The organism is Rhizobium sp. PL01 (genome assembly GCF_033447125.1).
In the GTDB taxonomy this organism is placed as follows: domain Bacteria; phylum Pseudomonadota; class Alphaproteobacteria; order Rhizobiales; family Rhizobiaceae; genus Pararhizobium.
Window position 1 is genome coordinate 14,857 of sequence record NZ_JAWQUM010000017.1, and the last position, 14,524, is coordinate 29,380.

General features: G+C 59.4%; 16 protein-coding genes. 13 read left to right on the forward strand and 3 right to left on the reverse strand.

Translation table 11 applies throughout. From position 1 onward, the window contains the following. Positions 1 to 55: 55 nt before the first annotated feature. Together R6X40_RS29260 and rsmI are read right to left on the reverse strand one after the other, a co-directional pair. Positions 56 to 424, reverse strand: a complete 369-nt coding sequence (locus R6X40_RS29260) for a YraN family protein (RefSeq protein WP_318418463.1) — start codon at positions 422 to 424, stop codon at positions 56 to 58. Further along, on the reverse strand, positions 414 to 1,343 hold the full coding sequence (rsmI, locus tag R6X40_RS29265; protein WP_318418465.1) for a 16S rRNA (cytidine(1402)-2'-O)-methyltransferase: 930 nt from the start codon (positions 1,341 to 1,343) through the stop codon (positions 414 to 416). Before rsmI ends, R6X40_RS29260 begins: the two co-directional genes overlap by 11 nt. Before the next feature lie 258 nt (positions 1,344 to 1,601). On the opposite strand from rsmI, the gene dnaN reads away from it, so the two are divergent. The 7 genes from dnaN (at position 1,602) to R6X40_RS29300 (ending at position 6,838) form a co-directional block, all read left to right on the forward strand. Further along, entirely contained in the window at positions 1,602 to 2,720 is a 1,119-nt protein-coding gene (gene dnaN, locus R6X40_RS29270; RefSeq protein ID WP_318418467.1) for a DNA polymerase III subunit beta, read from the forward strand. 235 nt (positions 2,721 to 2,955) lie between these two features. Beyond that, entirely contained in the window at positions 2,956 to 3,552 is a 597-nt protein-coding gene (gene pmtA, locus R6X40_RS29275) for a phospholipid N-methyltransferase PmtA (protein ID WP_412178490.1), read from the forward strand. Positions 3,553 to 3,561: 9 nt separating this feature from the next. Continuing rightward, positions 3,562 to 4,152, forward strand: a complete 591-nt coding sequence (locus R6X40_RS29280; RefSeq protein ID WP_318418468.1) for a histidine phosphatase family protein — start codon at positions 3,562 to 3,564, stop codon at positions 4,150 to 4,152. Continuing rightward, positions 4,149 to 4,847, forward strand: a complete 699-nt coding sequence (pyrF, locus tag R6X40_RS29285; RefSeq protein ID WP_318418470.1) for an orotidine-5'-phosphate decarboxylase — start codon at positions 4,149 to 4,151, stop codon at positions 4,845 to 4,847. The genes R6X40_RS29280 and pyrF overlap by 4 nt, the downstream gene beginning before the upstream one ends. Positions 4,848 to 5,034: 187 nt before the next feature. Continuing rightward, positions 5,035 to 5,322, forward strand: coding sequence for a DUF1330 domain-containing protein (locus tag R6X40_RS29290; RefSeq protein WP_318418471.1), 288 nt, complete (start codon positions 5,035 to 5,037; stop codon positions 5,320 to 5,322). Positions 5,323 to 5,443: 121 nt separating this feature from the next. Further along, positions 5,444 to 6,424, forward strand: coding sequence for a complex I NDUFA9 subunit family protein (locus R6X40_RS29295; RefSeq protein ID WP_318418473.1), 981 nt, complete (start codon positions 5,444 to 5,446; stop codon positions 6,422 to 6,424). Positions 6,425 to 6,673: 249 nt separating this feature from the next. Then, a complete protein-coding gene (locus R6X40_RS29300; RefSeq protein WP_264220845.1) occupies positions 6,674 to 6,838 on the forward strand; it encodes a hypothetical protein in 165 nt (54 codons plus the stop codon). Between the two features lie 95 nt (positions 6,839 to 6,933). Here the strand turns inward: R6X40_RS29300 and R6X40_RS29305 are convergent, their stop codons facing one another. Next, on the reverse strand, positions 6,934 to 7,740 hold the full coding sequence (locus R6X40_RS29305) for an undecaprenyl-diphosphate phosphatase (RefSeq protein ID WP_318418477.1): 807 nt from the start codon (positions 7,738 to 7,740) through the stop codon (positions 6,934 to 6,936). Between the two features lie 178 nt (positions 7,741 to 7,918). Here R6X40_RS29305 and R6X40_RS29310 point away from each other — a divergent pair, with 178 nt between their 5' ends. From R6X40_RS29310 to R6X40_RS29335, 6 genes are all read left to right on the forward strand, one after another. Then, positions 7,919 to 8,611: a glutathione S-transferase family protein gene (locus R6X40_RS29310; protein WP_318418479.1), complete on the forward strand. Its 693-nt coding sequence runs from the start codon at positions 7,919 to 7,921 to the stop codon at positions 8,609 to 8,611. Positions 8,612 to 8,622: 11 nt separating this feature from the next. Beyond that, a complete protein-coding gene (gene queG / locus R6X40_RS29315) occupies positions 8,623 to 9,783 on the forward strand; it encodes a tRNA epoxyqueuosine(34) reductase QueG (protein WP_318418482.1) in 1,161 nt (386 codons plus the stop codon). Further along, the gene (locus R6X40_RS29320; RefSeq protein WP_318418484.1) at positions 9,783 to 10,655 is read left to right on the forward strand and encodes an SDR family oxidoreductase; all 873 of its coding nucleotides are present in this window, start codon (positions 9,783 to 9,785) and stop codon (positions 10,653 to 10,655) included. Before queG ends, R6X40_RS29320 begins: the two co-directional genes overlap by 1 nt. A gap of 469 nt (positions 10,656 to 11,124) precedes the next feature. After that, positions 11,125 to 11,517, forward strand: coding sequence for a septal ring lytic transglycosylase RlpA family protein (locus R6X40_RS29325; protein ID WP_412178492.1), 393 nt, complete (start codon positions 11,125 to 11,127; stop codon positions 11,515 to 11,517). Between the two features lie 182 nt (positions 11,518 to 11,699). Next, positions 11,700 to 12,989 (forward strand): RsmB/NOP family class I SAM-dependent RNA methyltransferase, encoded by a 1,290-nt coding sequence (locus R6X40_RS29330; RefSeq protein WP_318418487.1) that lies wholly within the window; start codon positions 11,700 to 11,702, stop codon positions 12,987 to 12,989. A gap of 231 nt (positions 12,990 to 13,220) precedes the next feature. Next, positions 13,221 to 14,501 (forward strand): imelysin family protein, encoded by a 1,281-nt coding sequence (locus R6X40_RS29335; RefSeq protein WP_318418489.1) that lies wholly within the window; start codon positions 13,221 to 13,223, stop codon positions 14,499 to 14,501. Positions 14,502 to 14,524: the final 23 nt, after the last annotated feature.

A 14,524-nucleotide genomic window follows, 5' to 3' on the forward strand; every position in this document is an offset into this window, starting at 1 on the left:
GATGACGTCCGCATAACGGTTTTGTGTCGGAATGATTACAACTGTGCACAGCTGTTCAAAAAGCATCGGAAAGATGCACCGGCCAGCGCCAGGGCGTGACGGAGATTATGTCGTAGCGGATTGAAAGCTCCGCGGAATCCCGCTGTTTGGCAAGCCAGAGGTCGCTTGCAGCGCGGATGCGGCGCTGTGCAAAATCGGAAACGGCAAAAACAGATTCTTCAAGCGACCGGCGGGCCTTCACCTCGACGCAAGCGACCAAATTGCCCTTGCGTGCAATAATGTCGATTTCACCCAGCTTCGTCCTGTAGCGGAATGCGACGATGCGGTAGCCCTTGAGGAGGAGGCAAAGGGCGGCGCGATATTCCGCAGCCGAGCCGCGCCGGAGCGCCTTGCGTCTTTTCTGATCTGGCGGCTCAGGTCTCATCCCGGTCTTTGAGCTCCAGCAGCCGGTCGTAGAGGTCCTTGCGGTTGAGGCCGGTCTGTTTGGCAGCCTCCGTTGCAGCCTTGCCGGTCGACATATCCTTGACGAGCTTCAAGAGAATGGCGTCGACATCGTCAGCTTCTGGCGCTGCGGGGGCGTCGGGCGGGCCGATGACCAGCACGATCTCGCCTTTGACGGTGGCACCCTCGTCATAAAAGGCCTTGAGCTCGGCCAGTGTGCCGCGGCGGAATTCCTCAAATGTCTTGGTCAGTTCGCGGCAGACTGAGGCGCGGCGCTCACCACCCAGCACGTCGTGGGCCGCAACAATGGTGGCTGCGATCCGGTGCGGTGATTCAAAGAACATCAATGTCGCGGGAACTTTGGCAAGTTCGGCAAACCGGTCGCGGCGGGCCTTATCCTTGGAGGGCAGGAAACCTGCAAACAGGAAGGCATCGTTCGGCAGGCCGGAGCCGACGAGGGCTGCGAGAGGCGCTGAAGCGCCGGGGATTGGCACGACGCGATGCCCGGCCTCGATGGCGATCTGGCCGAGCCTGTAGCCGGGATCGGAGACCAGTGGCGTACCGGCATCCGAAACGAGGGCGACGGATTTGCCCGCGTCGAGCGCCGCCAGAAGCTTGGGGCCGACTTCGTTGGCATTGTATTCGTGATAGGCATACGGCCGGTTGACGATGCCGTAGCGATCGAGCAGCACCCGGGTAACGCGTGTGTCCTCGCAGGCCAGCACGTCTGCGCCAGCCAGTGTTTCGAGCGCGCGCAGGGTAATATCGGAGAGATTGCCGATCGGGGTTGCGACCAGATAGAGCGCGGGTTCCAGCGGCCGTGCGGGCACCGCGACATTGTGCAGGCGGTAGCCCTTCTGCCGCTCGTTCGTCTGCGTTTCGCCGGATGCCTGCTTTTCCAAAACCGTCTGCCTCTATGCCTTTGCCCGCCGTTGAGCCGGCGCCCGGTCTTTATGGGTGAGTGGCAGCACTTCGGCAAGAGCAGCGGATTTGCGGCGGTGCAAACATTACTGGGGCTCAACCACCGTTACCCCTTGCTTTTCACGGCTTGTTTCTGCCATTTTGCCCGTCCACATCTTCCCCGTCCGAAAGGGGACATTTCAAAAGTTCTAGCCGGGAGGCGCGGCCCGCCCGGCGATGGTTGAAAGCGGTAGCATCTCATGCGCATTACTCTCGAGCGGTCCAATCTCCTGAAGTCGCTGAACCACGTTCACCGCGTGGTCGAGCGTCGCAATACCATTCCGATCCTCTCGAACGTGCTTTTGCGCTCCGACGGTGCCAGCCTTGAAATGAAGGCAACCGACCTCGACCTCGAAATCACCGAAGCAACGCCTGCCCAGGTGGAAACACCCGGTGCAACGACTGTGCCTGCGCATCTGCTTTACGATATCGTCCGCAAGCTGTCCGATGGCTCCGAGGTGGTACTCGCTACTAATGCCGAAGGCACGGCCATGACGGTCCAGTCCGGCCGCTCGAAGTTTTCGCTGCAATGCCTGCCGCAGTCCGACTTTCCGGATCTGACCGCCGGCGCCTTCACCCACACCTTCCGCATGAAGGCCACGGACCTCAAGATGCTGATCGATCGCACCCAGTTTGCGATCTCGACGGAAGAGACCCGCTATTATTTGAACGGCATTTATATCCACACGATCGAAAGCAACGGCCAACTCAAGCTGCGTGCCGTCGCCACCGACGGCCATCGTCTGGCCCGTGCCGATCTCGAAGCCCCGTCGGGCTCGGAAGGCATGCCGGGCATCATCATTCCGCGGAAAACCGTCAGCGAGTTGCAGAAGCTGGTCGATAATCCCGACGTGATCGTCACCGTCGAAGTGTCGGACGCCAAGATCCGCCTGACGATCGGCTCGATCATCATGACCTCGAAGCTGATCGACGGTACGTTCCCCGATTACCAGCGTGTCATTCCGGCCAATAACGACAAGGAACTGAAGATCGATTGCCAGTCGTTCGCGCAGGCCGTTGATCGTGTTTCGACGATTTCGTCCGAGCGTGGCCGCGCCGTGAAGCTGGCACTGTCTGACGGACAGCTGACGCTGACTGTCAACAACCCGGATTCGGGCAGCGCCACGGAAGAACTCGCCGTCGGCTACGACAGTGACCCGCTGGAGATCGGCTTCAACGCCAAGTATCTGCTCGATATCACTGCGCAGCTGTCCGGTTCCGAAGCTGTTTTCATGCTGGCCGATGCCGGTTCGCCGACGCTGGTGCGCGACATGGCGGGCGATGACGCTCTCTATGTTCTGATGCCGATGCGGGTTTAGGCCCGGCAGGAGTTTGAAATGGAAAACGGCCGGACCTGATCCGGCCGTTTTCGTATCCGGTTATCCAGCGGCGAGGGTGGTGGCCTAGTTGTTGGCAGACTAATATAATGACGCGAAATGACTTGTTTTTGTCGCTCAGGGCAACACATACTCATTTCGGAGTTGGAGACGCTGCGTTTGCACCGGCAGGCATGAAGCCTGTTGGCACACAGACGAGGTTTTGCTGGAGATACGCATGAATTTTCGTCTGAAAGAGCGCTTTGGCAAGAAATTCGATGAAGAAATCCGTTTCTTCAAGGGCTGGCGAAGCAATATGAAGGCGGTTGGCTCCATTGTGCCGACATCCGGCATAACGGCCAGACGCATGGCCAGCGTCGTCAACCCGCATTCGGGCCTGCCTGTTCTTGAGCTTGGCCCAGGGACCGGCGTCATCACCAAGGCGATCCTGCAGAAGGGCGTTCAGCCGGAAAACCTGGTATCAATCGAATTTTCCACCGATTTCTACCAGCATCTCGTCAAGACTTATCCCGACGTCGATTTTATCAACGGCGACGCCTTTGATCTCGACAAGACGCTCGGCACACGCCGCGACCAGAAGTTCGATAGCGTGGTTTCCGCCGTGCCGCTTTTGAACTTTCCGATGCATATGCGCGTCTCGCTGATCGACGATCTGCTTTCGCGCATCCCGGTCGGCCGCCCGGTCATCCAGATTTCCTATGGTCCGCTCTCGCCTGTTGTCGCCATGCCGGATCGCTACCAGATTTCCCATTATGATTTTGTCGTCCGCAACATCCCGCCGGCGCAGCTGTGGGTTTACCGCAAGACGCATTGAGGCCTGTTGATGTTCGGGGTTTACATTACGCATCCGCAAATCCGCCTTGAGCCGGATGTGCCGGTTCCACGCTGGGGACTGTCGGAGATCGGTGTCGCGCGAGCGGGAAAGGCAGCGCAGTGCAATTGGGCACAGCAACTGTCCCGTATTCTCTCCAGCGACGAGACCAAGGCTCTGGAGACGGCCGCAATCATGGCTCGGGCAAGCGGCGCTGAGGTCGAAGTCCTCGAACATTCCGGTGAAAACGATCGCTCGGCGACGGGCTTTCTGGTTCCCGAGGAATTCGAAAAGGCTGCGAACTGGTTCTTCGCCAATCCCGAGCAGAGTTTTCAGGGCTGGGAGCGGGCAATCGATGCCCAGAAGCGGATTGTGACAGCGGTCACATCCATCCTTGACCGGCATGACCCGGCAAAGCCGATTGCCTTCGTCGGACATGGCGGCGTCGGTACGCTCTTGAAATGTCATCTGGCTGGCCTGCCCATTTCCCGCAGCCACGACCAGTTGGCAGGCGGTGGTTGCCTCTACGCATTTTCCCTTGCAGACCGTTCCCTTGCATGCGACTGGACCGCGATGGAACTCTGGCAAGGATGGCAAAAATGACTGCGACCGCGCGCGACCGGCTGATCGTCGGTCTGGATATCCCCACCATCGGCGAGGCCGAGGTGATCGTGAAAGCGCTGGGCGATGACGTGCTGTTCTACAAGATCGGCTATCAGCTGGCATTTGCCGGCGGTCTGGAATTCGCCCGTGATCTGGCCGCCGACGGCAAAAAGATCTTCCTCGACATGAAGCTGCTCGATATCGACAACACGGTTGCCAAGGGCGTCGAGAACATCGCCAAGATGGGCATGTCGATGCTGACGCTGCATGCCTATCCGAAGGCGATGCGCGCGGCTGTGGAAGCTGCCCGTGGCTCCGATCTTTGCCTGCTCGGTGTTACCGTGCTCACCTCGATGGATGAGCAGGATGTCATCGACGCCGGTTATGAATACGATCCCCATACGTTGGTGTTGCGCCGCGCCGAACAGGCGCGCACTGCTGGCATGGGCGGCATCGTGTGCTCGGCTGAAGAGTCCTCCGCCGTTCGCAAGATCGTCGGCCCGGACATGGCAATTGTCACTCCCGGTATTCGTCCGGCTGGCAGCGACAGGGGCGATCAGAAACGTGTGATGACACCGGCCGATGCCTTGCATGCAGGCTCCAGCCACCTCGTCGTCGCCCGCCCGATCGTCAAGGCGGCCGATCCGCATGCCGCCGCACTGGCGATCCTCAACGAGATGACCAGCGCACTTTGAGCAATGACCGTTGTCTCCGATCCCGGGACGAGCATGCCTGACCTTGCCAATTCCGTTTCGCTCCCGGCGCCGGTTGTGAAGCTGTCGCACTTTCCTGAGAGACTTCCAAATTCTGACTGGTCAAATGATTTGACGAAATAATCTGAAACGATAATTCTGGTTGCGACGAGTTTTGGGGGGGATTGCCATGGCCAAGGGCTACTGGATTGCGCGGGTCGATGTCCGCGATACTGAGCGTTACAAGGATTACGTTGCCGCCGCCAAGCCGGCGTTTGAGAAGTATGGCGCGAACTTTCTGGCGCGGGGCGGCGCCTTCCAGCGCCTGGAGGGCGATGTGCGTGGCCGCAATGTGGTGATCGAGTTCCCGTCGCTGCAGGCCGCCATCGATTGTTATCATTCTGCAGAATATCAGGTTGCCGCCGCCATCCGCCAGCAATGCGCCGATGCTGAAATGGTTGTTGTCGAGGGTGTCTGATGCACGGCCGCAACTGCGGCGGAAAGCGGCAGCAAAGCCATGGTGATAAGCCTTCCCGTGGCCCGATGATTGGGCTATGTAGCTCATATACGCCATACTGCAGATCAGGAGTGCCTGTGCCATGACTTTGTCCAATCTCCCGCCGCTCGTTACCGTTTTCGGCGGTTCCGGGTTTGTCGGCCGGCATGTCGTGCGGGCCCTGGCCAAGCGCGGTTTTCGCATTCGCGTCGCCGTTCGCCGCCCTGATCTGGCGGGTTTCCTTCAGCCTTTGGGTAATGTTGGCCAGATTTCCTTCGTTCAGGCCAATTTGCGCTACCGTAAATCGGTCGATGCCGCCGTGCAGGGGTCCGATCACGTCGTCAACTGTGTCGGCATCCTGTTCGAGAGCGGGCGCAACACATTCGATTCGGTTCAGGATTTTGGCGCCCGCGCCGTGGCTGAGGCCGCGCGTGGTGCTGGCGCGACGTTGACGCATGTGTCAGCCATCGGCGCCGATGCCAATGCCGAATCGCATTACGCGCGCAGCAAGGGCCGGGCGGAACGGGCAATCATCGAGACTGTTCCGGACGCGGTTATCCTTCGCCCCTCGATCGTCTTTGGCCCAGAGGATGGCTTCTTCAACAAGTTCGCGGAAATGGCGCGCTTTTCGCCGGTGCTACCGCTGGTCGGCGGTGGCAACATGGAATTCCAGCCGATCTATGTTGCCGATGTTGCCGAAGCTGTTGCCAAAGCTGTCGAAGGCAAGGTTGCCAAGGGCCGGATCTACGAGATTGGCGGACCGGACGTTCTCACCTTCAAGAACTGTCTTGAAATCCTCCTGAAGACAATCGATCGCAAGCGCACCTTGCTGCCGATCCCCTTCGGTATCGCATCGCTGATTGGCTCTGTCGCCTCGATGGTGCCGCTCATCACGCCGCCGCTGACCGCCGATCAGGTTACCCTGCTGAAGAGCGACAATATCGTGTCTGCAAAGGCGCAGACCGAAGGCCGGACGTTGCAGGCGTTCGGTATCGAGCCCACCTCCGTCGAGGCTGTGCTGCCGTCCTACGTGGTCCGCTATCGTCCGCAGGGTCAGTATACCCGCTCCGGCAGCACCGCCTGATCACGCTGCGCGCAGCTTGAAAATGAATTGCCAAATGAGCCGCCGGTACCCACCGGCGGTTTCTTTTTGACCGTCGCAGAATAAAACGTTGCAGTTCTGCCTCACTTAAAAAAGCGATTGGTCTTTACTGTCGATTCAACATGTATCGATATTGATAACAACAGTTCCAGCACATACACAGCAGCCGCACCGCTCGTTCACCCAAGGAATGACCGGCGCACTCACATCACCTTGAGAGGCACATTTTTTATGGGCAAGTCGATCGCGATTTTCTTTGCGTGCGCGGCACTTATTATCCTGGCTGGATCCTTCGCTGCGCCGAAGACGGTCGCCAGCAATCATAGCGGCTGCGCCCCGGCGTATGGCGTCGATCCTTGCACGACCGCATCGATCGGCACGCTGGCCGGCGAATAAGAATTTCCGCCTTCTGACAAGGCGGCACAGACAATGGCGGGGGCCAGGAACCGCATGCACTCTCTTCAATGAGGTGCATGCGGTTTTTTATTGGCTTAGCCGAACAGCCAGAGGCCGATGAGGCCTGCCGTACCGACGATAATGCGCCAGATGGCAAACGGTGCGAAGCCCCGGCTCGAGACGAAGTTCAAAAGCGATCGCACCACCAGCAATGCGGATACGAAGGCGGCGATGAAGCCGACGGCGATCAATGTCACGTCGTCGAGGTTGAGGGCATCCCGATTCTTGTAGAGGTCGAGCGTGAACGCGCCGAGCATGGTCGGCATCGCCAGGAAGAACGAGAATTCGGCGGCCGAACGCTTGTCGGTTCCCATCAGAAGGGCCCCGGCGATCGTGGCGCCGGAGCGCGATGTGCCGGGGATCATCGCCAGGCACTGGCAAAGACCGATTTTGAATGCCAGCGAGGGTGGATAATCCATGACATCGCGATATATCGGCTTCAAAGGCATGCGGTCGATCGCATATAGAATGACGCCGCCAATGATCAGGACGACGCAGATCAGCATCGGCGTTTCGAACAGGACGGTCTTGATGAAGTCATGGGCTATGGCGCCAATCACGGCAGCCGGCAGGAAGGCGAGAAGGATCGACAGGACGAACCGTCTTGCCTTCGCGCTTGATGGTAAAGCCAGCGCGATAGACAGCAACCGCTGGAAATAGACCAGCAGAATGGCGAGGATCGCACCAAGCTGGATGAGTACGGCAAAGGTATTGCCGGGCGACTTGAAACCGAGGAAATGCCCGGCAAGCAGGACGTGCGCGGTGGACGATACCGGAATGAATTCCGTCAGGCCTTCGATAAGGCCAAGGATAAGCGCACTGATGATCGATTGATCGGCCATGAATTAAGCTTCCCTGAAGCATTGGAGGTTAGGCTCTGGGGCCAACGAAGGGCATTGGCTGATTCGCTTGTGTTTGCGGCAGCAAGTTCCTATAGCTTTTTCTAACACACGGTGGCCAGACGAAACCGCCACGACAAGACCATCCCCTCCCAACCAAACTGACGAAATCCGATAGCTTATGCCGACACTTTATCACCACCCGATGTCCACGTCCTCCCGGTTTGTCCGCCTGATCCTGTCGGAATACGGCTATCAGACGGAACTGGCGGAGGAGGCTCCCTGGGAGAAGCGGCGGGATTTCCTGACGCTCAATCCGGCGGGCACATTGCCGGTTTATGTCGATGACAGCATGCGCGCGCTCTGTGGCGCGATGGTGATTTCCGAGTATGTCGACGAAACGCATGGCGTGCTGAAGCGCGATCGCCGGCTTCTGGCGGAAGACCCCTTCCAGCGCGCGGAAATCCGCCGGCTGGTCGAATGGTTCCTGCAGAAGATGGAAGCCGATGTGACACGGCCGCTGGTACGCGAGCGTATCTTCAAGCTGCAGATGACGCCTGATCAGGGCGGCGGCGCGCCGGACTCCAAAATGCTGCGCACATCGCGCTCGAACATCCGCCAGCACCTCAAATACCTGGGCTGGCTTGCGGGCTCGCGCACCTATCTGGCCGGTGACCGGCTGTCCTACGCCGATCTTGCCGCTGCGGCCGCCATCTCGGTACTGGACTATCTCGGTGAAATCGATTGGTCGGAAGTGCCTGCCGTCAAGGACTGGTACCAGCGTCTCAAGTCCCGGCCGTCTTTCCGTCCGCTTCTGGCTGAGCGCGTGCGTGGCGTCACGCCCGTTTCCCACTACGCCGATCTCGATTTTTAAGGAGCGGTCCCGTGCCCGGCAATGCGCTCCTTGAGGAGAAGCATGATAGAAGGCGCCGGACGCTCACCAGCTTCCTGAAGGACGAGGCCCGCGACAAGGGTTTTGACGTCTGCCGGGTGACGCTTCCCGATTCCATCCCGCAAGCGCCGGAGCGGCTGGCTGATTTTCTCGCCGAAGGCTATCACGGCACAATGGACTGGATGGCCGAGACGGCCGACCGCCGGGCCGATCCGCGTGTGCTCTGGAGTGATGTACGTTCTGTCGTGTTGTTCGGCATGAACTACGGACCGGACGAAGATCCGCGCTCTATCCTTGAGCGGCCCGAACTCGGCGCAATCTCCGTCTATGCCCGCAACCGCGACTATCACGATGTGATCAAGGGTAAGCTGAAGGAAGTCGCGACCCGCTTTGCCGCGCGGGCAGGCGAAGACGTCAAGGTTTTCGTCGATACCGCCCCGGTGATGGAAAAGCCGCTCGCCGAGCAGGCCGGCCTCGGCTGGCAGGGAAAACACACCAATCTCGTCAGTCGCGAATTCGGGTCCTGGCTGTTTCTCGGCAGCATGTTCACCACGGCGGACCTTTTGGTCGACACGCCGGAACGGGACCATTGCGGCTCCTGCCGCGCCTGCCTCGACGCCTGTCCGACGGATGCATTTCCGGCACCCTACCGGATTGATGCGCGCCGCTGCATTTCCTACCTGACGATCGAGCATAAAGGGCCAATCGATCCCGACATTCGGTCCAGGATCGGCAATCGCATCTATGGCTGCGACGACTGCCTTGCGGCCTGTCCCTGGAACAAGTTTGCAGCCTCAGCCTCCGAGATGAAGCTGAGGGCGCGCGAGGATTTGAAAGAGCCGCCGTTGTCGTTTCTGCTGACGCTCGATGATCCCACGTTTCGCACGTTCTTTTCCGGCTCGCCGGTCAAGCGTATCGGCCGCGACCGGTTTGTCCGCAATTGTCTGATCGCTGCCGGTAACTCCGGCGAAACTGGCCTGATCGATCTCTGTCTCACCCTGTCCGGCGATCCGTCGGCGACCGTGCGGGGCATGGCGGTTTGGGCGTTGTCACGGCTGATGACGGCTGGTGATTTCTCCGGTTTTGCGGCAAGACGGCAAGACGAGACCGATTCCGAGGTCATCGCCGAATGGAAACTGGCAGGAGTTGTCTGATGCATGTTTTGATCTTGGGTGCGGGTTTTTCCGGATCGGCGATTGCCAAGGCCTTCTTGCCCCTGGCGCAGTCGGTCACGGGAACGACCCGGTCCGAGGACAAGCTTGCCGGCCTGCGCGCGCTGGGCATCGAGGCGCTCGTCTATGATGGCGTAACGATAACGGCGGAACTCGCTGCCGCCATGAAACAAACGACGCACCTCATCCAGTCGATTGCGCCAGGGCGCGATGGCGATCCGATGATGCGGCCAGATGCGCCGTCGCTTGCCGAACTGATGCCGAACCTGCAATGGGCCGGCTATCTCTCGACGGTTGGCGTCTATGGCGATCATGGCGGTGCCTGGGTGACGGAGGATGCGTCTTTGGAGCCGGTCTCTGCGCGGTCCATCGAACGTGTCGCCGCTGAACAGGCCTGGCTTGCGTTTGGGCAAGCCCATAACATTCCCGTCGCGGTGCTGCGACTGTCGGGGATTTATGGCCCCGGTCGCAACGCGTTCTGCAATCTTGCCGCCGGAACCGCGCGCCGCCTGATCAAGCCCAATCAGGTCTTCAATCGCATCCGTGTCGAGGATATCGCCGGCTCTTCAGTCTTTCTTTCTGGCCGGTCAATCGGCGGCATTTACAATGTCACCGATCACGAACCGGCGCCGCCGCAGGATATCGTGGCCGAGGCCGCCCGCCTGATGGGTGTTGCCCCGCCTCCTGAAATGCCCTTCGAAACCGCCGAACTCTCGCCGATGGCACGGTCTTTCTATGGAGAGAACAAGCGGGTTTCCAATACACGGCTGCGTGATCTCGGATTTGTCTTCCGCTTCCCAGACTATCGGATTTCGCTAGCGGAGTTATGGAGTAATGGCCACTGGCGCGGCTGATCTTTCAAGTAAAAGGCGGCTCGGATAGTCTATGCCTTGTTTCTGATAGAACCGGGTGAATTGTGGCCAAATATCGTTGTGGCCATGGCCATTTGGTCTATCGGAATTGCAAGAATATCCGCGTAGTGCTGCCTAAATCGTACACCTATGGCGGGAAGCCTGGATTCTCTAGCTTCGAAATTGGCCGGATTTCACCAATTTCAAAAAATTGAATCCTTTTTCCCGCGCCTATAGATGTTCACGAGGATGTGAGTGGGGTCCAGCAGACTAACGCCTGAATCCAAAGCATTTCCCCGGCCATATGACAGAATTTCAAAATTTCGTAATTTGAATTTTTCGTAGATCGTCAATAGTTCCTAATGCAACGTTAAAGGTTGAAGCACGTTTTCGCCATTTTTACCCCCGACAACCCGAGCCAACGTATAAGGCTTAACTAAATTTCGAGTGAAGGGGTCATCTTTTGATCAAGATGAAATTGATGTCTGCTGTTGTGGCGGCGGTTTTTACCTTGGGGGCGACACTGACAGCTGCCACACCAAGCCAGGCAGCACCTGGTCAGGCGAAAACAACTCCGGCCAAGGCTGGTAATTGCGGCGGCGCATCCTGGTATGCTCTCACGTCGCGCACCGCATCCGGCGAACGGATGAATGCCAGCTATCTCACGGCCGCTCACCGCAATCTCAGGTTCGGCACAAAGGTTGCTGTTACCAACAAGCGCAACGGCAAGACCGTCGTCGTTCGCATCAATGATCGTGGCCCCTTCATTCGTGGCCGCGTGCTTGACCTTTCGAAGGCCGCCGCTTCCCATATCGGCATGATCAGCTCCGGCACCGCCAGCATCTGTTATCGCGTCGTCAGCTAAAGACAGAACACGCCCGTCCGGGATTTGTTCCGGATGGATTTGATACGGTTCCAGCGATAGACGCAGCCGTCTGGTCTGGACCCACAGCCTCCCATCTGGTCAGCATTCGTCATGCGCACGCGCCTCCCGGCTTGCTCTTGACGGCCATCACCGCTACCACGGCGGAAAATGGAGTTTAAAAGATGCGACTGGGTGGCAGGCTCGCCGGAGCCATTGAGGTTCTTGCCGATATCGAAACGCGCAAGCGTCCCGTTGCCGATGCCCTCAAGGATTGGGGGCTGGCACACCGGTTCGCCGGATCCGGCGATCGGGCCGCGATTGGCAACATCGTCTACGATGCCCTGCGCATGAAACTTTCGCATGCCTATCTGATGGACAGCGACAGCCCCACGGCGCTGGGTCATGCCGTTATGTTCCGCCAGTGGGGCGTTTCGCCCGAGCAACTGGCCGGCGAACTGGAGGGCGACAAGTTCGCTCCCGAGCCGCTGACAGCAGAGATGATTGCCGCCTTTGCCAGCCGCAAGCTCGAAGATGCGCCGCTGCACGTTCAGGGCGATATCCCGGAATGGGTCCAGCCGTCGTTTGAAGAAAACTTCGATGAAGACTGGCTTGCCGAAGCGCAGGCTCTGGCTGGCCGTCCAGCGCTCGATCTGCGGGTCAACACGCTGAAATCCACACGTGACAAGGTCCTCAAAGCGCTGGATCGCAGCCCTGTCGAGCCAACGGCGATTGCCCGCAATGGTATCCGCGTCAAGGCGGGTGAGGGGGCATCGCGCCTACCCAACGTCACTGCCGAAATCTCCTTTGAAAAGGGCTGGTTCGAGGTTCAGGACGAAGGCTCGCAGATTGTTGCCGATCTCGTCATGCCGAAGGAAAATGACCAGATCCTCGACTATTGCGCCGGAGGCGGCGGCAAGACGCTGGCCATGGCCGCAGCCATGCACAACAAGGGCCAGATCCACGCCTACGATACCGACCGCAAGCGTCTGGCTCCGATCATCGAGCGGTTGAAGCGCGCTGGTACCCGCAATGTTCAGGTCCATGACCGGCTGGACGGCCTGAAGCCGTTCATCGGCAAGTTCGACCGCGTTCTGGTCGATGCGCCTTGCACCGGCACCGGCACCTGGCGCCGCCGTCCGGATACGAAGTGGCGGCTGACACAGAAGAACCTTGAAGAGCGGCTGGGCCAGCAGCAGGAGGCGCTTGCCGGTGCTGCATCCTTCGTGCGTCCGGGTGGTCACCTGATCTATGTCACCTGTTCGGTGCTGCCGGAGGAAAACGAGGCGCAGGTCTACGCGTTCTGCGAGGATAATCCCGAGTTCGAAATCCTGTCTGCGGCGGATGCGTGGGCCGATCTCTACGGTACCGACAAGAAGCAGCCCTGGTCGGCAGACATGAAGACCGTGACGCTGACGCCGGCATCCACGGATACGGATGGTTTCTTCTTCTGTGTGATGGGCCGCAAGAGCTAAGTGCTCCGCAAAGGCTTTGACCGGGCTCACCGCAGGTGCTGTGGTGGGCCGTTCTGCCGCGTCCAACATTGAAAACATTCTAAACTATACGCTTTGACACAAGTTTTGTTTTGGTTCATGAAAACCGGGCTGAACAGCCACGCCCTCGTCTCGGGCCGCGCGGCTTGCGCGACCGGCGACACCGGGCGGCGGGAACACCGGATTCATTCGGGAAAGATATCAGGAGAGGCCATGACCAAATCATTCCTTCGCGGCGCCGCGCTGGCGCTTGCTACCGCAACCTCGATGCTGGCGCTGCAGTCGGCGCATGCTGCAACCGATGCTGCTGCAGTCGTCAAGCATTATGCCGATGTGGCGCATGCCAAATTCTCGGACGCGCTCTCGACTGCTGAAACGCTCGACAAGGCCGTTGACGCACTGATCGCGACCCCGAGCGAAGCGACCTTGAAAGCCGCCCGCGAAGCCTGGCTTGCTGCCCGCAACCCCTATCAGGAAACCGAAGTATACCGTTTCGGCAACCCGATCGTCGATGAGTGGGAAGGCAAGGTCAATGCATGGCCGCTGGATGAAGGTCTGATCGACTATGTCGATCCGAGCTACGGGACGGAAAGCGACGAGAATGCGCTGTTCACCGCCAACGTCATTGCCAACAAGACAATCAAGATCGACGGCAAGGATGTGGACGCAACCAACATCACCCCGGAATTCCTTTCGGGCACCCTGCAGGAAGCAGGCGGCATCGAGGCGAACGTGGCCACCGGCTACCACGCCATCGAATTCCTGCTCTGGGGCCAGGACCTGAACGGCACCGGCCCGGGCGCCGGCAATCGTCCCTACACCGATTACGACACCAAGGCCTGCACCAACGGCAATTGCGACCGTCGTGCTGCCTACCTGAAGGCTGCCAGCGACCTGCTTGTCTCTGATCTGAAGGACATGGTTGCCAACTGGACGCCGGATGGCGCTGCCACCAAGAACGTCGAAGCCGACCCCAAGGCTGGCCTCGGTGCCATCCTGACCGGCATGGGCTCGCTCTCCTACGGCGAACTGGCCGGCGAACGCATGAAGCTCGGCCTGCTGCTGCACGATCCGGAAGAAGAGCATGATTGCTTCTCCGACAACACCTACAACTCACATCTGCACGACGCGATCGGCATCCAGGCTGCCTATACCGGCGAATACACCAAGGTTGACGGCACCAAGATGACCGGCCCGTCGCTCTCCGAACTCGTTGCCGCCAAGGATCCGGCGCTCGACAAGGAAATGAAGGAAAAGCTGGCGACCACGATCACCGCGATGCAGGCCATGGCCAAGCGCGGCGAAACGGTTGAGAAGTACGACCAGATGATCGGCGAAGGCAACACCGAGGGCAATGCCGTCATTCAGGCCGCCATCGATGGCCTCGTTGCGCAGTCAAAGACGGTCGAGCGCGTCATTGCGTCGCTGGAGCTTGGCACGATCGAGCTTGAAGGTTCCGACAGCCTGGATAATCCTAACGCTGTCTTCCAATAAGAACGTAAAGGCGGGCCGCCGCT